The sequence below is a fragment of the Stenotrophomonas sp. PS02300 genome (genome assembly GCF_029959395.1).
Lineage (GTDB): Bacteria > Pseudomonadota > Gammaproteobacteria > Xanthomonadales > Xanthomonadaceae > Stenotrophomonas > Stenotrophomonas maltophilia_AD.
Map to the genome: position 1 here is coordinate 31,767 of NZ_JASCOP010000014.1, position 22,518 is coordinate 54,284.

Sequence of the window (22,518 nt, forward strand, 5' to 3'; positions counted from 1 at the left end):
GCGCCCTCAGACCCGGTGCGCGGGGACATGACGTTCGGCAAGGACGATAGTCCCTTGCGCCATGACCTGAGCGCTTGCAGGTACAGGAATACCCAAGGCGGAGAGCGCTTCAATAGAGGTAAACGCGACATAGGACAGGTTGTCGCGATTGTCATCCTGCCCTGCAAACACATTCACCAGACCCTTTGCGAGCGCTGTGAGGAACGTGATGTCGTCATCCGTGCTCCCGATGCTCTCTTTGGAGCGAAGCATTGAACGCAGAGCCGACTCGGAGCTGAGATCGATGGTAAATACCCATTCCCGCTGCCCAGATGCCTCTATGACGCCCTCTGTCCCGAAGAACCCCAAGCCATCGATACGCTCATCGCCTTTACGAATCGAGAACTGATACTCAACCCCCTCGCGGCCATCTTGGAAGGTATGCGGCAGGATTCTAGGCAGCGGGATGTGGACGCCGCTCTCCTGGTCAAACGACGAGGTTCCCCTCGGCTTAAAGTCTGTGGGCATGGCCGCTTTCCTGGATAACGCGCCTTAAAGTAACAAACGTACTTCGCCTGTACGAGGGCATCTCAACTCAGGCGATAGCCGCACAAGCGTTCGGCGTACTCTATCGCCGCCAGAGTGCCACATGAACATCGTCCGCAACTATCAGAGAATTCCTATCTGCCATCAGGAGCACAGGTCGATTGAAGTCTCGCAACTGCTGAGAAGGAGACTTCGTCCGTTTCACATACTCGCCCGGCATGGTGGTACGCCAGATCTGCGCGGGGGCTACCCCTCAACCAACCGAAGTATCTCCGTCACCCGGCGCTCCAGGTCCCTTCGCTGCGCTTCGCTCATCATCTCCCGCTTGAGGTAGGCCTCGAAGTCCTCTCCCGTACAAGCGTTCTGCAGCAGGCACAGCGTTCCCATTAATTTTCCGGTGGGCCCGCAGTCGTAGCCCATGCGGCAGCCAGCTACCAACCATGCATCGCTGGCGTGCTCCCCGGTCATCAAGCCCGCCGCCGGGCCTTCTGCGCTGGCGGGGTAGTTGCTGTGCAGCGTGCTGCCCATGGCAAACACGGCCGCTGGATCATTGGAGCCCAATACCTCTTCAAGCTGCTCGGCAGCTTCAGCCGTATCCAGCCTCTTGCGCTTGAACGCATTGTCCATCAGCCGGGCGGCCAGGTCGCCGTTCTCGGCGGCCTGCGCGTACCAGCCCGTTACGAGCTGCATCGGCACGATGGCGCCACCGTCCACTGCCCCGCATTGTGCGAAACGTTCGTCCGCTACGTGCTCCAGCACAGAGAGCTGGGCGGGTGGCCTGATCATCTGCTTGTTGAAGTCGAGACTGCCCATGAACTTGTCGCGGTCGATATTGACGAAGTAGCAGCCTTCATAGGTATCGGCCAACAGACGCTGGGCAACGGCATCACCCGCCTTGGCCCGCTGCTTCAGGTCCTCGAAGGCCTTTACCCGGTCTACTTCCGCGGGGCGGCCGTGGCTGGCGCGGGCTACGGTTCCATCGGCGCGTACATCGGCAGCAGCGGGCAACTGTGCCGCTCGGGCGTTTGCAACGGACGCGTCACTCTGCGCCGCCGGAACACCCCGCCACAGCACAACGCCAACCAACGCGACGACTACGCCAACTGCCACCCAGCGTCTGGTTTTCCAAGCCATTGCGTCAACTCCCTTTGTCTTCACGGCCACTGCAGATCAATACCACGCACCCGCAGTTCCCTGCATGTGCCGCAGTTCCGGCGTCACTGGCCTTCAACCAACGCCAGGATCTCGCTCACCCTGCGCTCCAGCTCCGCACGTTCGCCGTCGGTAGGCAGCTCCCGCCGGAGGTAGGTCTCCACGTCTTCGCCGGTACATCCCTCCACATTCAGGCAAGCGGAGTTCATCACCCTGCCAGAAGGCTCGCACTCGTATCCCATGCGGCAAGCCGCCACCATCCACGCCTTCGTTGCCAGTTCGCCGGTGGCCAGCGGCTCGCTCGGTTCGCTGTTGCTGGTGGCGAAACCATTGCGCAGGGAGAGTCCAAAGGTGAAGACAGCCGCAGGGTCACCGGACGCAAGTACTTCCTCGAGAAGCTGAGCCGTCTCCGCCGGATCCTGGCGGTTGAGGTTGTTCGCGCGCACCATTGCACGGGCGGCCAAGTCGCCATTTTCTGCGGCTTTGGCGAACCAGCGAGGGGACAGGTCCAGGGGCAGTGGGTCTCCGCCCTCCACGGCGTCGCACTCCGCAATACGTTCGCTTGCGGCCCGTTCCATCAGTTGCTTTGAGGCATCGTCGTTGAGCAGGTTCTTCTTGATCTCCAGGCTGCTCTTGAACGCCTCGCGGTCAAGGTTGACGAAGAGGCAATCGGCGTAGGTCTGCGCCAGCAGGCGCTGGGCCACAGCGTCGCCCGCCTCGGCCCGCTGCTTCAGCGCCTCGAATGCCTCCACCCTGCCTGCTGCGAGGGGGCGGCCCTGGATGGGGCGGCTTGCCGCTGCATTCGCACGCAGGTCGGCCACAGCGGCCGACGGCGCCACCTTGCTCCCGCCCGGCGCGTCACCCTGCGTCGCCGGAATGTTCCACCACAGCGCAACGCCCGCCAAACCGGCGACCACGGCAAACGCCAACCAACGTAGGGTTCTCCCAACCACAGCGCCAACTCCCTTGCCATTGCGGCCACAGCCGTTGAATACCACCATTCCTGTCCCGTTGACACCACATTCCCTATAGTTGACCCCAACCAATGCAATGGAATGGCCCATGAGCGTGATGTCATCCGGCCGGTGCCTGGCAGTTGCACTCGCCGTCGCCCTGAGCGCCAGCGCCTGCGCACGGACGCCGCCCACCGAACACAAAGGGACTTCGAACATGTCGGAAGCAACAGAAACCGGTCGCACCCTCAACGGCCACACCTACACCGATGCGCCGGTGGATGTGAAGCTGGGGCCGAACACCTTCCGCATTCCCGCCAACTACCTGGACAGCCAGATCGCACCGTGGCCCGGCGAGGGCGTCAGCCTGGTCATCGAGTGGCCGGACATGAAACCCACGCCCCCGGGCGCCCGCGCCAACCCCCGCACCAATGATTTCCGCAAGGAAATCCGGATCCTGGTTGACCACATCGACCGGGTGCCGATCGAGAGCCTGCTCCAGCGCCAGGTGAGCAACGACGCCATCACCGTGGAAGGCTCATTGGAGCGCAATGACCCTTCCAAGCGGCTCGATCTGCGCGTTGCCCAACCCGAGCAGCTGGGGCTGACCCCCTATGCCATCAACGAAGCGCTGATGGCCGAATATGCACGCGCCTATGAGGCGAAGTATGGCGCTCCGCATCCCCGCAACCCGGCATACGAGGATGACTGGTACATCGGCCGCGACGCAGCCGGCCAGCTCAGCACCTTCATTAAGTGCGACAGCCGCAAGCATCGCGAGGACGGGCTGCAGATCAACGGCAGCGAGGTCGTCAACACCGATTCAAGGACGGTTGCCAGCTGCACCCACTACATCGTGGATACCGAAAACAGCCTGTCAATCAGCCTCCACTACAACCGTGTGTTCCTCAAAGACTGGAAGGCCATGGAAGTGGCCGTACGGGATGTCTTGAACCGCTCCAAGGTCAAGTAGTCCCGATAGATACAGGAGTTTTCCATGAGTGGATTGACTGCAGACAACCTGCGCGTGCTCGGGCATTACGCCACCACCGGCAACCGCGAGCTGTACTGGAACTACCTCTCCCAGCTGCCCGGCGCCGATGGTTACGGAACGCTGGCGCTCGGCGTGGTGCGCAACGACAGCCTGCCCGGCCGGGTGGCCAACAGCTATGCCCAGTCACACGCTTCAAGCCAGGGCGATTCGGGCTCGCAGTTCGCCAACGCCAACCTGAGCGAGCGCGAATGGGAAGATTTCGGCCAGACGCTGCTGAAGAAGGACCTGGAGCTGCGTTCGCAGCAACTGCAGGCCGGGCGCGGCGACCTGGCACTGAACCTGCCCGGCAAGGACGTCATGCTGGCCCATGACCAAGCCTTCGTGGAGCACCGGCTGGACCCCAACTGCTGGACGCCCCGCGTGCTGCTCCAGGCCGCGCGTGAGAACAGCGGGCCGGAAAAGGTCGAGCAGATATGGGCCAACATGCTGGATAACGGCTACGCAGGCGCAGTGCGCGTCGGCAAGACCAGCTACGACACCTTCGCCCAGATGGGCGCGGCGGAGGGAGGCAAGTACCTGGCCAAGCTCACCGCCATTGAGGCCACCCAGTTCCTCGAAGGCCGTTCGGCCGTGGATCCCAACGTCATTGGCGGCAACAGCCGCTACGCCATGTACTTCGAAGCGGACCAGAAGTGGGCGAACGTCAGCACCGGCGGCGGCCACGTTTCCATGCGGGAAGAGACCAACCCCAGCCGCATTGCCGAACTCAACGACGCCCGCGAGGTGCGCCTGGAGCGCCAGCAGAAGGCCACCCAGTTCCACGAGGATGACCCGTACCGCACCATCACCCCCAGCCCGTTCACGGCCTCGATAGACGGCGCGCCGGGGGACCGGCAGCAAGCCCCCACCCGCCTGGCCGACATCGGCCCGGGCCATGCCGACTACGCACTGCTGCAGCAGGTACGCGAAGGCGTGGCCGCCATCGACGCCAGGCAGGGCCGCGCGCCGGATGGGAGCAGCGAACGGCTCACCGCCAGCGTGGTGGCACTGGCCCGCCAGAACGGGCTGGACCGCGCCGACCACGTGCTGCTGAGCCACCAGACCGCCGACAGCCCCGCCGGGCGCAACGTGTTCGTGGTGCAGGGCGACCCTGCCGATCCGGCGCACCGCCGCGCCGCCATGCCCACGGATGTGGCCGTGCAGACGCCAGTGGAGCAATCGCTGCAGCGGCTGGATGAGGTGGGACAGGAGCGCCAGCAGCAGGTTCTGGCCCAGGCCCAGCAGCAGGAGCAGGACACCCGGGTGCGGGAAACGCAGTCCCCGGCGATGCGCATGGGCTGAGGAAAATTGCCTATAGTTCGCCTACCGGCACCCCGGCCCAGCACAAGGAACTGCCATGGCCCTCCCCACCCAGGAAGCGTCCGTCGCTCTCCTGATTGATTGCGACAACGTGCCGCCGGAGATCGCCGAGTTCGCGCTGCAGCGCGCAGCACAGGCAGGGCGGGTGACGGTTCGCAGGGGCTACGGCAACCCGAACACCATCAACAAGGGGTGGGAACAGGTTTTGGTTCGGCAGTCGTTTACCAGTTGCCTGCAGTACCCCTACGCGCCCAGGAAGAACAGCACCGACATTGCCTTGTCGCTGGACGCGCTTGAGCTGCTGCTGGACAAGCGTGCACAGACCTTCTGCCTGGTCACCGGTGACAGCGACTTCGCCTACCTGTGCCGCAAGCTCAGGGAACGTGGCGCAGTTGTCTACATTGCGGGCGCCGCCAATAGCCCGGAAGCACTGCGAAAAGCGTGCGATCAGTTCTTTGAGTGGACGCCGGCAGCAAAGCCCGTAGCGAAGCCTGCGGTTAAGGTGGCAGTCGTGGCCAAGCCCATCGTTGCACCCGTGGCGAAGGCCAAGAAGCAGGCAGCGAAGAAGGCTCCGGCGGCCAGCCCCCTCCCGAAGCAAAGCCCGCCATGCGTCGTGAAGGCGGTAGAGGCGCTAGTGCCATCCTCTCCCAACGGTTTGGTGACGTTGAACGCACTGCTGGCCCAGATACGGCTCAGTGACCCGGCATTCAAGTCGAAAACCTACGGCCACTCGTCTATGGTGAAAATGATAGAAACGTACCCGAGGCTCAAGATCAACTTGGGCTCCGATAAGCACTGGGTGGTGAGCTTGGCCCCCAAGACCACAAACGGATTAACCACCAAGAAGGCCTAGGCCGAGAAGCCACGTGCACATGGCTTCGCGGAACTCCCCATCAGGGCCGGTGGCGCAGGCCGGCCCGGCACTCCCTCAGCGGGGCCTGCCCGGCCCCTTCGGTACTTCGCTCCCCACCGGGAACGAATCCCCCCAAACGTAGAGATCAACGCCTTGGGCGCTCCGATCCAGGTTCACGCAGTCCTGGATCAACGACCGCAGCACGTTCGTAGGCGAACGCTCGCTACGCCACGCCGAAAGCTGAAAGGCGCGGCGCAGATCGGGGTCTACCTTCACCCTCATGTATACCTGCTTTTTCATCGGATGACGTCCTCGGGGACGAACTGCCCCGTGTCGGAATTGATCTCACCGTGGTAGATCGTGCGCTCCACGAACCGGGGCACCCGTGGGTCTTCCACCGCCGGCGGACCCAGCAGCTTGATGGTGATGACTCCAGCGCAGGCCTCGATCTGCAGCTTGCGGCCCACGTCGAAGCCCATCTGCCGCAGCCAGCGGCCGCGGATCTTCAGGTAGGGCACCTTCAGCTCCTCGTGGAACTCCGGGGGCGGTGAGCAGGCTGCAGGCTTTGCGGTGCCGGACAGATGCGCCCGGCGAGCGCGCCGGCGAGAGGGCAGTTCATCGAAGGACGTGTCGTCCCAGTGCGTTTGCATGTTGGACCTCCTGTAAGGATCGCCCCTCGCCGGGATGGGGAGGGGGTCGGGAGGTTAGAAACCGACTAGTGCGAAGCGGCGGGCGTATTTCCTGTCGAGGGTGTTGTATTAGCCACCCTCCCGACAAAGGGAAGTCCAACTTTCGCACTAGAGGAGTTTCTACGCTCCGGAATCGACCATGCAGGACATTGCAAGCGGTGGGAAATCGTTTGTTTCTGTTGGTTTTGCGAATTCGGTATGCGTAGCCTTTCTTTGACGGTAGTGACTTCTTTTTTCCTGAAGATCTGGAACGAGCCGCACAACTTGAAGTGTGTTCGCACTGAGTATCCGGTTGAAGCAACAGCGCGTACTTAGGACTAAAGGTGCCGATCGCGCCAGTCGCCCCCGCCTGATGCCCTCCTCGCCGGGCCACGCCTCTGCGCAGCCTAGGTCTCCGCTCATGAGACTGGCAAGCCTTACCCTCGCGCAGCTGCCCGTGCGCCGCGGGGCCTTCTGACACCGCAAAGAGCTTTCAGACGATTGCCCCCCTTCACCCACGGGACAAAATTGGACATACTGTCCACAGAATTCCCGGAGCACCCATGAATACGTACGAGCTGATCGACCTCTCCCTCCAACGCTTCAGCACGAAGGAGGTCGCACAAGCCCTTGGAGTTGATCCAAAAACGGTGAAGCGCTGGCAGGTTCGCGAGACCGAGCCCAAGCCCTACGTTGCGGAAGCCATCCGCCAGCGCCTGCTGCCCTTCGGCGACCCGCCGACCGGCGAAGGAAAGTTCCGCTTCATTGATCTGTTTGCCGGCATAGGCGGCATCCGCACGGCCTTCGAGAAGCAGGGCGGGCGCTGCGTGTTCACCAGCGAATGGGACCCGTATGCTGTCAAGACCTACAAGGCGAATTTTCATGATGGCCCCGGGCACACGTTTGCGGAGGACATCACCAAGGTGCATGAAGCCGACGTGCCCGACCACGACGTCCTGCTGGCGGGCTTCCCGTGTCAGCCCTTCTCCATTGCAGGCGTTTCCAAGAAGAACGCCCTTGGACGTCCTCACGGCTTCTCCGACAAGACGCAGGGAACCCTGTTCTTCGACGTGGCACGCATCATCGCCGAGAAGAAGCCGCGTGCGTTCCTGCTTGAGAACGTGAAGAACCTGATGAGCCACGACAAGGGCCGCACGTTCTCCACCATCATTGACGTGCTGCAGAACGAGCTGGGGTACCAGGTCAAGTACAAGGTCATCAACGGCAAGCATTTCGGACCTCAGCACCGCGAACGCATCATCATTGTGGGCTTCCGTGAGCCGAACGACTTCGACATCCACAAGGTCGAGCTGCCGAGCTTTGAAGATGCCCCGAAGATGGGCTCCGTTCTTCACAGCCAAGATGGAACAGAAGCCGCTGACTCCCCTTACACTGATGGCGCGAAGGGCAAGGTGCTTGAGAAGTACACACTCTCGGACAAGCTCTGGGAGTACCTGCAGAACTACGCTACGAAGCATCGCGACAAAGGGAACGGCTTCGGCTTCGGACTCGTGAACACCGAAAGCACCTGCCGCACGCTCTCTGCCCGCTACTACAAGGACGGGTCGGAGATCCTTATCTCGCAAGGTGCCAAGAAGAATCCCCGCCGGCTCACGCCGCGCGAGTGTGCGCGCCTGATGGGGTTCGATGACAACTTCCGGATTCCTGTTTCCGACACCCGCGCCTACAAACAGTTCGGCAACTCCGTGGTCGTTCCCGTCATCAGTGAGGTGGCCCGCATCATGGTGCCTTACCTGATTGACAGCACGGCGGCTGAGCCGGCGAAGCCGGCAAAGAAGAAGGCGAAGGCCTGACATTGGTCGACAGCCTCACTCCGGAGCAACGATCCGCGCAGATGTCCCGCATCCGCGGGACGAACACCAAGCTGGAGGTCCTTGTCCGCAAGGGCCTTCATGCAAGGGGATTCCGGTATCGATTGGGTGGGGCTGGGCTGCTTGGGCGGCCAGACATTGTTCTGCCCAAGTACGGAACCGTGCTGTTCGTTCATGGCTGCTTCTGGCATGGGCACAGCTGCCCCCTGTATCGGCTGCCAAAGACGCGACCCGAGTTCTGGGCAGATAAGATAGGAAAAAACAGATCGCGAGACGAGCGGGTGGTTGCGGAGCTGGAATCGGCGGGCTGGCGCGTCCTGACTGTTTGGGAATGCTCCCTGCGTGGCAAGTCCGCAAGTGAGCAGGCTTCATTCCTTGACAGCTTGGCCAGAGAATTGCGGGAAGGCGTGCAATGAAGAGGAGACGGGAGTGGAGATGACTTTTATGGAACAGACCTCAGACCAGTGGTCGCTGGCAGACGCGCTGATTGCTCGCAGCGGAAAGTTGTTCCTGAAGAAGCTCTCGCGTAATGACTCTTCGTGGGCCAACGAGGGCGGGGGGCATCAGTACGGCTTCTATGTTCCTCGCGCTGTGCGCGAGTCAGGCTACTTTCCCGAACTTCATGCGAGGGAAGACATCCCCCACATTCTTGAAGCCGAATGCCCTTCCTTCTGGCCTCAGACCGGAGAGATCAGACAGGATTCCGGCGTCAAGTACTACAGCAACAAGCAGTCCGAGTGTCACTTCACAAGGATTCCGCCAGAACTGTTCAGGGGCCTTAATCCAGCTTCCTGGCTGCTGGGTGGAACACTTGCCGAACCCGAAGGAACCGCGCATCACTGGTTCATGGTGATCGACTCAGCATCCGCCGAGGCAGAGCTCCTTGAAAGTCGCCTTGATATTCAAGCGAATTTTCATTTTGGCCTCTTCAGCCCTTCCGATTTCAAGCGAGCGTCATCCATTGAGGCAGACGAGGCGGCCGAGTTGATCGAGGAGATCGATGCAGCGCTTCGGAACGGCACGATTGAAGCCCTCGTCGCAAAGTACTCCAAGCTCCCTAGTCCGGACATGCTTGCGAACGCGGCGCGGGCAGATTTTCTCAGTTCGGGTAAAGCAAAGGCTTTCGATCCTTGGGCGATCAAGAAGCCTGGCGACGCGCTCATGCGTGTCAGCCGGGACATCGAGTTCGCCATCTACCGCCGGTACGAGCTTCGCATGAGAGCAGTCGAAGTCGCCAAGGTATTGGCTGGGTATGACCGCACCGCGACGGCCGCTGTACGCGGTTTCCCTTCGATGGACTCGATATTTCTTTCTGCCAGCCAACAGCGAAAGAGTCGTGCAGGCAAGTCTTTCGAAGGACACTTGGCAGCGATGTTGACAGCTGGAGGAGTCAGGTTCGAAGCCCAGGCGATTCTTGGACAGCGACGCCCTGACTTCGTGCTTCCGGACCAGGCAACGGTCGCTTTGGACAAGAGCCGGAACTTTGAAGATGCGGCCATTCTTTCCGCCAAGACCACCTTGCGTGAGCGCTGGAAGCAGATCACCCATGAGCGGTTCAACTGCGCCATCTTCCTCGCGACCGTAGACGATCGCATCTCAAAGGAAGCACTAGCGGACCTTCAAAGGGCTGAGATCACCCTCGTAGTGCCAGAGTCATTGAAAATGAAGACCAATGAATCTCTCTACTATCACGACTCGAACGTGATCTCATTCCGTGAGTTCTTCGACGAAGAAGTGGCACGCAAACGACCATCGCTTCTTTTCGCTGGCTGAGCCCATGCACGATATCGTGCATGGGCTTACGTCAGCGTCACCCTCCCACTGGGCTTTTCCAACGCCCATACTCTCCAGGGAGGATGGCAAGAATCTCTTCGGAACTCATCTCGCGAAGCAGATACGTTCGTTCGAACTGACCAAAGCTGGTTACCAGACGCCTCGCCGCGCCGAGGCCGACTTTGCTCTTGGGGTCCTTCCGGTGTTCCTTATTTCTGATGGTTGCGACCCCTGCCTTCTGAACACCGTCAGGCTTGAGGTACAAGCTCTCAGCCACCGTCCAGAATCCCGGGTGTGCATAGACTTCCTGCCGACCAGCTATCTGCTCGGCAACATCTCCCCATGCTGTCCGCGGTGAACTCAACGCAACCCGAGCCTTCCGACCATGAAGATGAACAAGTTCCCATGCCGTCCGCACAATCAACCGGTATGCGACGCGCGCTTCGATTTCGATGTAGTGCGGCAGATCAAATGGCTCTCCGTCCTTCCCGCGCCCCCGCTTCAGAAGGTTCGGGAGGAGTGCCAACGAGATCCATGCCCAGAGCCCCTTATCTGCTCTAATTGCGAACCGGTCGACGTCCTTGCCGAACACGGTTTCAACCAGATAGACGCCGAGCTCGTAGCTGGTGCTGAAGCGGGCCGAGCTATCAATCAACCATTCCCCAGCTGCTTCTCTGCAGAATCCATCATCCGTGAGAATGCTGTACGGTGCCGGGCCATCCGGCGCTGCGAGCCAAGTGCGGAATCGCTCAATTCCTTGCTCGTTCAAGGCTTTGACTGGGATCACTCCGACACCTCCCCTTGCATTTCAGCAGCAACGCGATTGATCTGAAGGCGAAGCTGACCAGACGACGCAAACTTGCGGACCACGGATGCAGCCCATTCGTCCACTCGCTCATCCTCCTCTTCCGGAGGTTCGCCCACACCGAGCTGGTCGATGTACGCCTTCCATGTCCCTGTCCAAGTGTCCTCGTTGTCGAGGGCCCCTGGATCCTCTGCGATGCGTAACGCAACGCGGCGCATTACCTCAGGCATGACAAGGGATACAAACCAATGATGGTTCACCGCCGCAGACGCGACATTGAAGATACTCCGCTCTACAAGAATACATGGCTTGGCTGACACTTCCGCAGTGGCCTCGGGAAGTTCCAACTCCCAGACGGGACCCTCTAGATCGGTTGGGAGGATGTCGACCAAGCTACCGCCCAAGTTTCCCGACTCATCAATTGCCCTTACGCCATCCGCAAACCCGATCAGCCTCTTCTCACCCGGCATGTGAAACACAAATCGGAAGCGAAGGGGCTTGTTGCGAACAAGCTCGTTGACCGCACGTGCAGTTCGGCTGAAGTTCGACGCCAATCCTAAAGCGAAGTACTGCTCGGACGCGCCGGCTGTGGCAATGCAGTTGATCATCGCTCCGGCTGGAATGCCGGCCGCCTTGAAGTCAAATCGCTCGAGCCAGAACGTGCGATCAGACTTGCCGTCATCGCTCATCCGCAAGGAGAAGTGCCTTCGATCGACTTCACTAAGGCCAGTGGGATTAGTTCGACGCAGTATCTGCTTCATCAGCAACCTCCTTATACTTTAACCGAACCTCAAGCTGGCGATTCTCGTCGAACCCGCGAACTACCACTGATGCATCATCGGCGTTCAAGCGGAACCTGAGCTCATTCCCATCAACTACGAGGTCGGTAGCCCCGCTTGCATCAATGGTGAACCTCTTGGAATCGTCAAGCCAGAAATCTGCGGCATCCCACAGACGGAAGGGATCACCATGGACCGTTGCGTAGGCAGCCTCCACCCGGCACTCCAGTGGCACGAACTTGTCGTCTGAAACTTTATGTGCATGTACAGTAAAGCCGGTCTTCTGCGGTTTCACGCTGACTGGCTTCGGCTTGGGTGGCGGTATTTCCAAGAGGGAAATGTCGCCGGGCTTTTCCTTACTCCCGTCGTCGCCACTTGGGCCCTTCTTGACCTTGACGGCCTGAGCCGGATCAGCGAAGTAGACGGCCAACGCAGTTTGATCGCGCTGACCAACCGGAGCAACCAGCTGGACAAGTTTTGCAGCTGCGTTTCGGACCGCCGCCAGGAACACATTCGGCGTCATGTACGCAGACTTGACCTTAGGTCGCTGCGCATTCCACGTGCGATGAGTCGGCTCCTCTGCGCACACGAGGAACTCGGACAGAAGTGGGTCGTCGATGAAGGTGAGCGCAAGAACCGGTTGCGCTGCACGGACTGACTTTAGTTTCTTCTCGCCATCAATCGCCAAGTCCTGCCGGATGAACAGCTCTTCGCTTCGCTCTAGACCTTCCTCCGACTGGAGGAAGACTCGGAATGTAGTCGACTGGATCACACCCTTCTTAGTCTTGATGGCTAGCGGTAGATCCACAACGATTGGATCGCCCAGCTCGAATGTATCTTTAAGGTTGATGAGATCTTTCGGATCGAAAGAAGTGTCGTCAAACGCCTTATGCCAACCCGGCTTGGCGGTTGCCAAGGCCTGCAGCCCACTCTTTCCTGCAGCCAGACGAAGAAATTCTTTGAACGACGGACTCTGACGATTATCGTTGCCCAAGGCGGCAGAAGCCGCCTCGATGGAGGTCATGTTCAGCACGGCATCGCCAACCGTTACCTCAAGACGGCCGCGACTGATGGCGAAGAAGAACTCGTTAATGACGGCAGCGCGGATTCCGTCCTCGGTAAGGTTGTCCTGGGGCAACGGGACAATGAAGCTGGTTCCTGCAGCATCGCCTCGACTAAGCTTCAGCTCTTGCTTTATCGCATCGACCAAGCCCTTATCGGTAATTGGCGTTGCCAACTTGTTGGCATCTGACTCACTGCCCCATCGCGCCTCTTTCGCCCACCGGTCCTTTCTGCCTTGCAAGCGATAGTTCCGCAAGAAGCGGCTGCAGCCGAACAGCAGATCACGTCCATCTGACTTCCGACGGGTTAGTGCGATGACAGTACGCACCTCACTAGCGAGGTAGAGAGTGATCTTTCCCTGCCCCGCGCCACCGTTGGCACGGGCATGTTTTGCACCCTCGCCCTCCCGGAACCAGAATGCGTTCCAGTTCTCGCTCGACCCATCAACTGACGAATCTTTGTAAGCCCCTTCCAGCCCGGTGGTTCCAAAGTCCTCGATCAGCAGGAACCGAGCTGTATCAGGCAACGGCTTTTGAAGCAGTTGCCCAGCTTTCGCATGTTCCACCCAAGCTTCGGGAAACAGGGCCTTCGCGACGTTGCTGCGGGCCAAATCCACCTCAACGATCCGATAGCGGACCTTGACCTGATCGTCCACGGACGCTCGCGCGTCCAGTGGGTTCTGCAGTGTTTCACGCACCAGGATCTCGACGTTGGTGCGTTCCTCAATCGAAAAATTGTCATCTGAAATGCTGGAACCCGAGTTCTCATTCGGATTAAGCATCCTAAACTGCCAAGCAGCCATGCTCGTCCCCCGATCCTTGCCAATATTGGGCAACACTTCATAACAGCAGCAGCGCGCCAAATGCAAGGACTAAGTTCCACGAGTCGGAACTCGCTCGTCTCAGACAATAACGCTCTTAGCCAACAATGCCACGGCGGGCTGAGAAGGTGCCCACTGACCGCCCCCCACCCACTGCGTGAGAACCCGCGATTGCAAATTGTTCACACTCCACCCGAGAGAAAATGAGGAATGAGGCAACCTTGAGGGCGCTGCTCGATCACCCGGGATAAAGCACCTCTAGCCCTCTGGCGAGTTCGGAGGTTACGTGAGCGACCTCTTCTTGTTGACCCTAAAGTAGTCCTCCTCCCTCTTGAAGCTGCTTATGCAACCAATATCCTTCAGGTGAGCAAGGATACTCTCCACTCCCGTCAATGCCGGAACCTTCGGCTTCTTCGCGTCCACAGTGCAAAGGTCTGAGAATGGTTCACCGAGGCTGGAGATCATCTCAAGCAACGCCTCATCTTCCACTTCAGGCAAATGATCCGGCAGCAGGCCGAAAATCACTTCTACCGCATCCTTAACCTTGGCAAGCCTTTGGAGAAACGCAATAGGTAGAGAGATACTATTCTCGATCGCAAAACGTGCCATTGCGATCATGCCGCGCGGACGATTGGGCGCCGCATAGTCAAGCGACCTCTCAACTACGGCAACCTTCAAGCTCCGCTTGACTCTTGAGCTACCCATGAAGTTTGCCAAATCGCCACCGATTAACTCAGGTGACAGATATGCGCCGAACCGCTTCGACATGGTGATGTAGAGCTCGCGCGTCTTCCAATCTGTCCCACTGAGACGAGAGAACGTGTCGGCGTCGTCTTTTAGGGCGCCGAGGCTCATAAGGCGGGGGATAAGCTCACCTGACTCGGGCGGCACTGCATCGGGTACTAGCGACACAGGAAGCTGTGAGACCAGTATCGCTCTATTTCGGGAAGAGAGATAATCCCCTGCAGCCAGGATAGCTTGAGCAGTAGCTTCTGCCTTGCCCTGATCTTCTATCGTCCCTGGGATAGACTTGGCATCCGCAAGGGAAGCAGCCAGATCTTGGTCAACGCCGCCGTACATCTCTACATAGCGCGCAATATTAGCTTTTGTGATATTGACCCTTCTGCTTCGGGCGACCACTCCCCATATTTGCGAAGGCACGGAGTCGAACGTCACCAGTCGGCATGCAGGAGCTGCCCTTTTCAGCACTGCACCCACTTGGTGGAAATCGACAATCGCCAAGTCCCTCAGCACCGTTACGAACGCACTGTTCGACACTACGCTAAACTCACCATCGTCAAGTGCACCGAGATAATCCACCAAATTGTCGATCGCGTACCAGTACACGGCTTGGCTGGATCTTCGCATCACGTCAAGCGCCATTGCGCCGCCCCCTTTTGAGGCAGCCATCAAGTTCTTCCGAGTCACCGAGTATAGGTTTCGAGCGACAAGGATCTCCTGCAACTCCTCAGAGAGCTGAGTCAGATCCCCCACGCTCAGCGAAAGGCGTTGAAAGAGATCACCAGCCTGCGGTGTCCACGACCCACCGCTTTGGACGATTCCCCGATCGATCGCCAATATGTTGCCGGAAATGAAGCTAGCCAGTGACTCTCCAGCTGAGTATTCGATTTTCGCATCAAGGTTGCTGAGAGCATCACCAATGAGGCGCGCTCTCGTACCATCGTCCATATCCATACCAGCGAGAAATTCCAGTATGCCTTTGGCCTCGGGTGCCAGCAGTCGAACAAGATCACTTCTTTTATCGCTAACAGACAAGAAAATATTCAGGAAGCTGCGCTGGTCCTCCTGAAGAACTGCGAGCGATCTTGCAATAACTCTCGCCTTCACTGGACTGGAAGATAGGAGATTATTGAGGATCGATACATTGTAAAAGGTTGCATCAGCTAGTGCGTTAGGCCTCTCTTTAATCAATGACTCCACATCTCCTGAGCTTAGTTCAAAGTGCATGTCCATCACATTCCTATCAATGTGATGGACAATAAAGTTCATTGCGGCAGGACCTACGCTGCGGCTTTGAAATACTGCTGTGTATAGAGTGAAGTCTGCGCGGATGTGACCTGCGCGCACTAGACGGTAGGCCAACCCGTCTTTCAGGTGAGTCTTTGCAATGTCATCAAACGTCAGATCGACTCCGTCTTTCCGAACCGTGAAGTCTTTTCGGCCCAACAGCTCGCTGAAGCCAGCCCCGCGAAGGAAATCAACATCGACCGCCCTCTGCCTCTGCTCTGCAGAATACAAATCTCCCTCTGATCGTTGCCACTCGTTTGGATCCAGCGTCCCTAGCACCAGCTCCAGATCGGCCCGGCTAAAGTACAGTGATCTGACCATATTGTATCCATGGTCGGAAAATCGAATTTCTAGAGGGGAGGCTTCTTCGGAGCTAAGCAGAGTTCGCCAGAATTTTGGCCCGCCGAGTGCGTCCTCAGAGACGGGGTTCTCAGCGTACATGTACCGATGGGGATTTCCCCCTCGACCACATATCCTCGCAACCATATCTACGTACTCGACCAGCCGACGCCCCAATTCGGCGCTACGTGCAGCAATTGCAGCTTGTCGCTCTGCCTTGCGTTTAGCTGCGATGCCTTGGTGATCTAGATGTCGTATGTTTGAATCCACCATCTTCCTAAAATCTGTGTACAGCAGATCAAGGGAACTGGTACCTAATCGAATCTTCTCAAAATCGATAAGATGCGTGGCCTTGTACAGCATCATTGCGAACAGTCTGGTGTCCGTGACATTCAGGCGCGCGCCGTCGCCAGATAGAATTCTTTCGCGGAAAACGATGAACTCGTTACGGACGTTCTTAAGTAGTCGCATTTCTGGCACATGGCGACTTGCTAGATCTATTAGTTCATCATCGATCTCGTGATCCACATCATCCATGATCGACTTGACCAGGCCCTTGGCGTTCTGATGAGTGATGAATGGCACGACCGGTATCACGAGATCAAAAAACTTCGTTCTGTTTGACCTACTAACTTCTGCCACTTCAGGCAAAGCCAGCCCAGCTTCATCGGATCCAGGGTGCGTGGGCGCGCCCCCTAATCGCCGGTAGTCAAACATGCTATCGCGAACTGCGTAGATGAACCGCACTGATCGTCTTGTTGTTGGCGCATTGAGTAAAGTATTCAGCGCCCTTAATGCTTCGAAGATGTGATGGTCGTCGAATCGGTCAATATCTTCGAATATTACAACGTCTCTCTTCGAGACTTCAAAGAAATACACGATCTCGTCAAGATACTGATCGAAGAAAGAAGCAGATTTTTCGTCAAGCGTTACCGTCGCGGCGCCTGCGGACAACTGCCGTACGTTTACACGCCCATGCAGGTGCCAGCGCACGGAGAACACGAGCAACGCTGCGAATAATGCCATCAACAAATGAACCCAGACCCCAATACTTACAAGGTGGAATGCAAGTGATAGCTTATGCGTCCATCCTGCCAGCAGGAACACAACGGAAAGACAGACACCTACGATTGATGCCGCAATTGTCTCTCGAAGGGGAAGGAAGCGCTCAATTCTCCTGAACCGAGAGCCACGCATTTTCTCGGGAGCCTCTCGATAGAGAAGCTGCTTGACAATTTCCTGCTGAATTCGATTCGTTGTTGTGGTTGCCTGCGGGGGGAGAGATTCATCGCCCATCTGCGCAGGCGCCAGCGCGGAGAGAGATATCTGCACAACTCTCTCTTGATGTTTCTCCGCGACCTTCCTAAGTACGCTGCTCTTGCCTACGCCATAGTTTCCGGAGAGCGCAACGTTGTTAACACCGGGCGTATCGAGCGCGAGGTCGATCTGCCTAACGTATGGTCCGTGGTCCTTCTCAACGTAGGTCGGGATTAAAGGGAGGAGGCGCGCTGATTCGTACCCGGAAACTGCCGCAGACTCATCCGGACCGTCCCGGAGCGCTGAAACGTCATGGGCATTCCCTGCGGTTCCGCCATTCCCGATGGTGTGCGTGTCTGCGCCGAATGCGTGCATTTTTACCTTCCTTAGACTTCCGCAGTTTTACCCGGCCACTTGTTGGTCCTGCATTGGCCTAGTAGCTCGCCCCCCCGCGTCAATAGCACGCGCGGCGCCCCGTGGGCAAGTATACCCAGTGGCAAACGTGATCACCCACCTATGTAACTAATAATCATAGGCCCTTTTGCAAACTGTACTTTGCCCGCAGCGCACGCTGCTTCCGCGACAGCGGTCGACACCTTTTCACTGGCCGTCAGGTTTGAGCGGGCCACTCGTCACCGTTCCGCCGTCATTGCAAAAAGAAAGGGCGGCAAGAGCCGCCCTTTCTCATTCCTCCGCAAGGGTTTTGTCAAACCCCGACAGGATTAGCCTTCTCAGGATCAATCTTGTACTGCTTGATCGCCCGGGCCACATCCTTCCCGGTCATCTTCCCGTCCTTGGCCAGTGCCGCAATCGCGGCATGCGCGATGTAGTACCGGTCCACTTCGAAGAAGCGACGCAGGTTCGCACGGGTATCCGAACGGCCGAAGCCATCGGTGCCCAGCACGGTGAAGGTAGCCGGCACGAACGCGCGGATCTGGTCCGCGTACGCACGCACATAGTCGGTTGCGGCAATCACCGGGCCCTGGCGGTCTTCCAGCAGCTCGGTCACGTAGGCCTTGCGCTGGGTGTCTTCCGGGTGCAGGCGGTTCCAACGTTCGGCGTCGAAACCATCGCGGCGCAGTTCGTTGTAGCTGGGGCAGCTCCAGATATCGGCGGTGACGCCGAAGTCCTTCTCCAGCAGCGCGGCCGCTTCAATGGCTTCGCGCAGGATGGTGCCCGAACCCATCAGCTGCACGCGCAGCTCGCCCTTCTTCGGCTTGCCGGCGTCGGTGAGCAGGTACATGCCCTTGACGATGCCTTCAGCCGCACCTTCCGGCATTTCCGGGTGGGTGTAGTTTTCGTTCATCAGAGTGATGTAGTAGTACTCATCAATCTGGTCTTCCATCATGGCCTTGGTGCCGTGCTGCAGGATGACCGTGACTTCGAAGCCGAAGGTGGGGTCATAGCTGCGCACGTTCGGAATGCCGCCAGCAGCCAGGTGGCTGTGGCCATCTTCGTGCTGCAGGCCTTCACCGTTGAGCGTGGTGCGGCCGGCGGTGCCGCCGAGCAGGAAGCCGCGGGTACGCATGTCGGCGGCCTGCCAGGCAATGTCGCCCACGCGCTGGAAGCCGAACATGCTGTAGTAGATGTAGAACGGCAGCATCGGCACGTTGGAAACCGAGTAGCTGGTACCGGCGGCCATCCAGGAGCTGATGGCGCCCGGCTCGCTGATGCCCTGCTGCAGCACCTGGCCGCTCTGGTCTTCGCGGTAGAACATGAGCTGGTCTGCGTCGACCGGCTTGTACTTCTGGCCGAACGGGGCGTAGATGCCGATCTGGCGGAACAGGCCTTCCATGCCGAAGGTACGGGCTTCGTCGGCCACGATCGGCACGATGTGCGGGCCCAGTTCCTTGTCGCGCAGGGTGATGTTCAGGCTCTGAACGAAGGCCATGGTGGTGGAGTAGCTGCGCTCGCCGCTGCTCTTGAGCAGGCGTTCGTAGGTTTCCAGCTTCGGTGCGTTGAAGCTCTTGGTGGCCTTGCGGCGGCGCTGCGGCAGGTAACCGCCCAGTGCGGCGCGACGCTCCTGCAGGTACTTCACTTCCGGCGAGTCCGGGCCCGGGTGGTAGAACGGCACCTGGCCATCGGCCAGCTGCGCGTCGGTCACCGGAATGTTGAAGCGGTCGCGGAAGTGCTTGACCGCTTCGTCGTCCAGCTTCTTGGTCTGGTGGGTCGGGTTGAGCGCTTCACCGGCGCTGCCCATGCCGTAGCCCTTGACCGTCTTGGCCAGGATCACGGTGGGCATGCCCTTGGTGTTCACGGCCTCGTGGTAGGCGGCGTACACCTTGTGCGGGTCGTGGCCACCACGGTTGAGGCGCCAGATGTCGTCGTCGGAAAGACCGGCCACCATGGCGGCGGTTTCGGGGTACTTGCCGAAGAAATGCTCGCGCGTGTACGCGCCACCGAAGGCCTTGCAGTTCTGGTATTCGCCGTCGACGGTTTCCATCATCAGCTTGCGCAGCACACCGTTGGTGTCCTTGGCCAGCAGGGCATCCCAGTAACCGCCCCACAGCAGCTTGATGACATTCCAGCCGCCGCCACGGAACACGCCTTCCAGTTCCTGGATGATCTTGCCGTTGCCGCGCACCGGGCCATCGAGGCGCTGCAGGTTGCAGTTCACCACGAAGATCAGGTTGTCCAGGCCTTCACGGCCGGCCAGCGCGATGGCGCCCAGGGTTTCCGGTTCGTCCGATTCGCCGTCGCCGATGAAGCACCACACCTTGCGGTCGCTCTTTTCGATCAGGCCACGGTTTTCCAGGTAACGCAGGAACTGCGCCTGGTAGATGGCGGCCAGCGGGCCCAGGCCCATCGACACGGTGGGGGTCTGCCAGTAATCGGGCATCAGCCACGGGTGCGGGTAGCTGGAAAGGCCACCGCCATCGACTTCCATGCGGAACTTGTCCAGCTGCTGCTCGTCGATGCGGCCTTCGAGGAACGAACGCGCATAGATGCCCGGGGCGCTGTGGCCCTGGATGAAGAGCAGGTCGCCGGGGTGGTTGTCGCTGGGGGCGCGCCAGAAGTGGTTGAAGCCCACGTCGTACAGCGTGGCACCCGAAGCGAAGCTGGCGATGTGGCCGCCCAGGTCGCCCGGCTTGCGGTTGGCGCGCACCACGGTGGCCATGGCGTTCCAACGGATGATGGAACGAATGCGCCATTCCAGTTCGGCGTTGCCCGGGCTCTTGGCCTCCAGGGTCGGCGCGATGGTGTTCACGTACTCGGTGGTGGGAGAGAACGGCAGGTAAGCACCCGAACGACGGGTCAGTTCCACCATGCCTTCCAACAGTTGATGCGCGCGCTCAGGGCCCTCGACATCAATAACGGCCTTCAGCGACTCGATCCATTCCTGGGTTTCCACAGGATTCGGGTCGTTGTTCAGCACCTCGTTCAACCAGTTCATTAGCGCTCCCATGACCGCACGCACGCGCGCGACTGTTTTAGATTTCTAGCCGCAAAGTGTAGCGCACCAATGGGTTTGCTTACTTCGCTACGGGTGCGTATGGAAGTGGTGCGGTTGTGTCTTGGGGACATGGGGCGACAGTGGCGCGCTGTCTTGAGCGGGTTCCACGGGCGGTTTCAGGGCGCCTGCGTTGGCTAGCGCTGTCATGTGGGCGTGGAACCTGGGGAGTGTTCTACCTGGGGGACGAAGCGTTGTGGTGGCCGGCGGACCGGGTAGAGCGAGGCCATGCCTCGCTGGGCGCGGTCCTTCCGGGGTCAATGGTTGCTGAACGTGCGCGCAGTCACGCATGGCGTGACCCTACACGGCCGGGGGTTTTCGATATATCGTTTGCGCACTTCATTCGATATATCGAAATGACCGCTCCCCGTGATCTGGATGGCCCTGCCCGTCCGCTGACGTCCCGGCCGCTCAGCCGCGGCGACCTGCGCCTGCTGGTGCTGTCGCTGCTGGCGGCGCAGCCGCGCCATGGCTATGAGCTGATCCAGTGCATCAGTGAGATGTTCGTGCGGGTGTACACGCCCAGCGCGGGTTCGATCTACCCGGTGCTGGCGCAGTTCGAGGCCGCCGGCTGGGTCAGCGCGCTGGAAGAGGCCGGGCGCAAGCGCTACCAGCTCACTGCGCTGGGCCAAGCCGAACTGGCCGCCCAGCGCGAGGAGGTGGACGCGGCGCTGCACCGGGTGCGCCACAGCGCGCGCTCGATCGCCAAGGCCAACCTGCCGCCGGTGGTGCGCGATGCGATGCGCGAGCTGAAGCAGGCGCTGGGCCTGCACCACGCGCGTTGGCAGGTCGACAACGCCGTGGCGGTGGCCCAGGCGCTGCGCGAGGCTGCGGCGCAGATCCGCGCGCAGGGCCGCTGAACCGTTCTTCCCCTTATTCGACCCCGCCCGCGTTTCGCCAGCCAGGTCTTTCCCCCTACGCCGCTGCGGCGGCTTTGAAACAGGTACATCGCCATGGCTCTGCATGAAAACAAGTTGGTGCGCCACACCGTGAAGTTCCGCCCGCTGCAGATGCTGCGCACCGAGGAAATCAGCCCGTGCATGCGCCGGGTGATCGTGGGCGGTGAGGCGCTGGAGGGCTTTGAGTCGCCCTCGCCGGATGACCACGTGAAGCTGTTCTTCCCGAATGCGGAAGGCCAGTTCGTGGTGCCCACCATGACCCCGGAAGGCCCGCGCTACCCGGAAGGCCAAGAGCCCTCGCCCGCCCGCGATTACACCCCGCGCTGGTGGGACCTGGAAGCCAAGGAGCTGGCCATCGACTTCGTGATGCACGGCGATGGCGTGGCCTCGCGCTGGGCGGCCAATGCCATGGCCGGCGACGCGATTGCGGTGGGTGGGCCGCGTGGCTCGCATATCACCGCCGATGACTTCGATACCTATGTGCTGTTTGGCGATGAGACGGCGCTGCCGGCCATCGGTCGCTGGCTGGAGACGCTGCCGGAAGGCGCGCGGGCGGATGTGTATATCGAGATTCCGGAAGCGGATGACCGCCAGGAGCTGCCGGAAGATGAACGCATCCGGGTGTCGTGGCTGGAGCGCAATGGGTTTGATGCGGCCACCAGCACCCTGCTGGAGGACGTGCTGACCGATTTCGAGGAGCCGGAGGGCGATACGTTCTACTGGATCGCCACCGAATCGCGCCGGGCGCGGATGATGCGCAAGTACGTGGAGGGGCACCTGGGCGTGCCGAAGGACTGGATCCGCTCGAAGGGGTATTGGAAGGCGCATCCGGAGCACGAGGGGGATTGATTTCCCTGAGGCGCACGACCAACGGTCGTGCGCTACCGCGTGTAGGTCACGCCCGTTGGTCGTGACCCCGCCACCCCCACCCCCGTAGGGGCCCCCCCCGTGTGGGGTGCCCCCCCCCGC

17 protein-coding genes are annotated in these 22,518 nt (G+C 59.9%); 8 read left to right on the top strand and 9 right to left on the bottom strand.

Annotated elements, in window-relative coordinates:
- Positions 1-6 precede the first annotated feature (6 nt).
- The 3 genes from QMX79_RS04880 to QMX79_RS04890 all read right to left on the bottom strand — a co-directional run bounded on the left by QMX79_RS04880 (position 7) and on the right by QMX79_RS04890 (position 2,849).
- A complete protein-coding gene (locus tag QMX79_RS04880) occupies positions 7-507 on the bottom strand; it encodes a hypothetical protein (protein ID WP_282244959.1) in 501 nt (166 codons plus the stop codon).
- Positions 508-771: 264 nt separating this feature from the next.
- Positions 772-1,659 carry a hypothetical protein gene (locus QMX79_RS04885; RefSeq protein ID WP_282244962.1) on the bottom strand — a complete coding sequence of 296 codons (888 nt, stop codon included), beginning with the start codon at positions 1,657-1,659 and terminating at the stop codon, positions 772-774.
- A gap of 83 nt (positions 1,660-1,742) precedes the next feature.
- Complete coding sequence (locus tag QMX79_RS04890; RefSeq protein ID WP_282244981.1) at positions 1,743-2,849, bottom strand: hypothetical protein; 1,107 nt, start codon at positions 2,847-2,849, stop codon at positions 1,743-1,745.
- Here QMX79_RS04890 and QMX79_RS04895 point away from each other — a divergent pair.
- From QMX79_RS04895 to QMX79_RS04905, 3 genes are read left to right on the top strand one after another with little or no spacing between them, the layout of a single operon-like run.
- The gene (locus QMX79_RS04895) at positions 2,740-3,603 is read left to right on the top strand and encodes a hypothetical protein (protein ID WP_282244964.1); all 864 of its coding nucleotides are present in this window, start codon (positions 2,740-2,742) and stop codon (positions 3,601-3,603) included. The two genes, QMX79_RS04890 and QMX79_RS04895, sit on opposite strands and share 110 nt — an antisense overlap.
- 24 nt (positions 3,604-3,627) lie before the next feature.
- On the top strand, positions 3,628-4,965 hold the full coding sequence (locus QMX79_RS04900; protein WP_282244966.1) for an XVIPCD domain-containing protein: 1,338 nt from the start codon (positions 3,628-3,630) through the stop codon (positions 4,963-4,965).
- A gap of 55 nt (positions 4,966-5,020) precedes the next feature.
- Positions 5,021-5,836: an NYN domain-containing protein gene (locus tag QMX79_RS04905; RefSeq protein ID WP_282244968.1), complete on the top strand. Its 816-nt coding sequence runs from the start codon at positions 5,021-5,023 to the stop codon at positions 5,834-5,836.
- 296 nt (positions 5,837-6,132) lie between these two features.
- Here QMX79_RS04905 and QMX79_RS04910 read toward each other — a convergent pair whose 3' ends face one another.
- Positions 6,133-6,486 carry a SymE family type I addiction module toxin gene (locus QMX79_RS04910; protein ID WP_282244970.1) on the bottom strand — a complete coding sequence of 118 codons (354 nt, stop codon included), beginning with the start codon at positions 6,484-6,486 and terminating at the stop codon, positions 6,133-6,135.
- Positions 6,487-7,067: 581 nt separating this feature from the next.
- Here QMX79_RS04910 and dcm point away from each other — a divergent pair.
- The 3 genes from dcm to QMX79_RS04925 are packed head-to-tail and all read left to right on the top strand — an operon-like array spanning position 7,068 to position 10,109.
- A complete protein-coding gene (dcm, locus tag QMX79_RS04915; protein ID WP_282244971.1) occupies positions 7,068-8,318 on the top strand; it encodes a DNA (cytosine-5-)-methyltransferase in 1,251 nt (416 codons plus the stop codon).
- Between the two features lie 2 nt (positions 8,319-8,320).
- The gene (locus QMX79_RS04920) at positions 8,321-8,752 is read left to right on the top strand and encodes a very short patch repair endonuclease (protein WP_282244972.1); all 432 of its coding nucleotides are present in this window, start codon (positions 8,321-8,323) and stop codon (positions 8,750-8,752) included.
- A gap of 19 nt (positions 8,753-8,771) precedes the next feature.
- Entirely contained in the window at positions 8,772-10,109 is a 1,338-nt protein-coding gene (locus QMX79_RS04925; RefSeq protein WP_282244973.1) for a type II restriction endonuclease, read from the top strand.
- A gap of 37 nt (positions 10,110-10,146) precedes the next feature.
- On the opposite strand, the gene QMX79_RS04930 is transcribed toward QMX79_RS04925, so the two are convergent.
- The 5 genes from QMX79_RS04930 to aceE all read right to left on the bottom strand — a co-directional run bounded on the left by QMX79_RS04930 (position 10,147) and on the right by aceE (position 20,593).
- Positions 10,147-10,896, bottom strand: a complete 750-nt coding sequence (locus QMX79_RS04930; RefSeq protein ID WP_282244974.1) for a hypothetical protein — start codon at positions 10,894-10,896, stop codon at positions 10,147-10,149.
- Positions 10,893-11,675, bottom strand: coding sequence for a hypothetical protein (locus QMX79_RS04935; RefSeq protein ID WP_282244975.1), 783 nt, complete (start codon positions 11,673-11,675; stop codon positions 10,893-10,895). The genes QMX79_RS04930 and QMX79_RS04935 overlap by 4 nt, the downstream gene beginning before the upstream one ends.
- The gene (locus QMX79_RS04940; protein ID WP_282244976.1) at positions 11,650-13,557 is read right to left on the bottom strand and encodes a hypothetical protein; all 1,908 of its coding nucleotides are present in this window, start codon (positions 13,555-13,557) and stop codon (positions 11,650-11,652) included. The genes QMX79_RS04935 and QMX79_RS04940 overlap by 26 nt, the downstream gene beginning before the upstream one ends.
- Before the next feature lie 300 nt (positions 13,558-13,857).
- Positions 13,858-17,574 (bottom strand): hypothetical protein, encoded by a 3,717-nt coding sequence (locus tag QMX79_RS04945; RefSeq protein ID WP_282244977.1) that lies wholly within the window; start codon positions 17,572-17,574, stop codon positions 13,858-13,860.
- Between the two features lie 331 nt (positions 17,575-17,905).
- Positions 17,906-20,593: a pyruvate dehydrogenase (acetyl-transferring), homodimeric type gene (gene aceE, locus QMX79_RS04950; protein WP_282244978.1), complete on the bottom strand. Its 2,688-nt coding sequence runs from the start codon at positions 20,591-20,593 to the stop codon at positions 17,906-17,908.
- 413 nt (positions 20,594-21,006) lie between these two features.
- On the opposite strand from aceE, the gene QMX79_RS04955 reads away from it, so the two are divergent.
- Positions 21,007-21,510 carry a PadR family transcriptional regulator gene (locus QMX79_RS04955; protein WP_282244979.1) on the top strand — a complete coding sequence of 168 codons (504 nt, stop codon included), beginning with the start codon at positions 21,007-21,009 and terminating at the stop codon, positions 21,508-21,510.
- A 93-nt stretch (positions 21,511-21,603) separates the two neighbouring features.
- Positions 21,604-22,398: a siderophore-interacting protein gene (locus tag QMX79_RS04960; RefSeq protein WP_282244980.1), complete on the top strand. Its 795-nt coding sequence runs from the start codon at positions 21,604-21,606 to the stop codon at positions 22,396-22,398.
- The last annotated feature ends 120 nt before the right edge of the window (positions 22,399-22,518 follow it).

What these genes read in the sequence shown, in the direction of transcription:
- QMX79_RS04910 (WP_282244970.1), bottom strand. Translation starts at nt 6,486, where the DNA reads ATGCAAACGCACTGGGACGACACGTCCTTCGATGAACTGCCCTCTCGC.
- QMX79_RS04955 (WP_282244979.1), top strand. Translation starts at nt 21,007, where the DNA reads ATGACCGCTCCCCGTGATCTGGATGGCCCTGCCCGTCCGCTGACGTCC.
- QMX79_RS04960 (WP_282244980.1), top strand. Translation starts at nt 21,604, where the DNA reads ATGGCTCTGCATGAAAACAAGTTGGTGCGCCACACCGTGAAGTTCCGC.
- QMX79_RS04935 (WP_282244975.1), bottom strand. Translation starts at nt 11,675, where the DNA reads ATGAAGCAGATACTGCGTCGAACTAATCCCACTGGCCTTAGTGAAGTC.
- aceE (WP_282244978.1), bottom strand. Translation starts at nt 20,593, where the DNA reads ATGAACTGGTTGAACGAGGTGCTGAACAACGACCCGAATCCTGTGGAA.
- dcm (WP_282244971.1), top strand. Translation starts at nt 7,068, where the DNA reads ATGAATACGTACGAGCTGATCGACCTCTCCCTCCAACGCTTCAGCACG.
- QMX79_RS04945 (WP_282244977.1), bottom strand. Translation starts at nt 17,574, where the DNA reads ATGCACGCATTCGGCGCAGACACGCACACCATCGGGAATGGCGGAACC.
- QMX79_RS04925 (WP_282244973.1), top strand. Translation starts at nt 8,772, where the DNA reads ATGACTTTTATGGAACAGACCTCAGACCAGTGGTCGCTGGCAGACGCG.
- QMX79_RS04885 (WP_282244962.1), bottom strand. Translation starts at nt 1,659, where the DNA reads ATGGCTTGGAAAACCAGACGCTGGGTGGCAGTTGGCGTAGTCGTCGCG.
- QMX79_RS04880 (WP_282244959.1), bottom strand. Translation starts at nt 507, where the DNA reads ATGCCCACAGACTTTAAGCCGAGGGGAACCTCGTCGTTTGACCAGGAG.
- QMX79_RS04890 (WP_282244981.1), bottom strand. Translation starts at nt 2,849, where the DNA reads ATGTTCGAAGTCCCTTTGTGTTCGGTGGGCGGCGTCCGTGCGCAGGCG.
- QMX79_RS04905 (WP_282244968.1), top strand. Translation starts at nt 5,021, where the DNA reads ATGGCCCTCCCCACCCAGGAAGCGTCCGTCGCTCTCCTGATTGATTGC.
- QMX79_RS04895 (WP_282244964.1), top strand. Translation starts at nt 2,740, where the DNA reads ATGAGCGTGATGTCATCCGGCCGGTGCCTGGCAGTTGCACTCGCCGTC.
- QMX79_RS04940 (WP_282244976.1), bottom strand. Translation starts at nt 13,557, where the DNA reads ATGGCTGCTTGGCAGTTTAGGATGCTTAATCCGAATGAGAACTCGGGT.
- QMX79_RS04900 (WP_282244966.1), top strand. Translation starts at nt 3,628, where the DNA reads ATGAGTGGATTGACTGCAGACAACCTGCGCGTGCTCGGGCATTACGCC.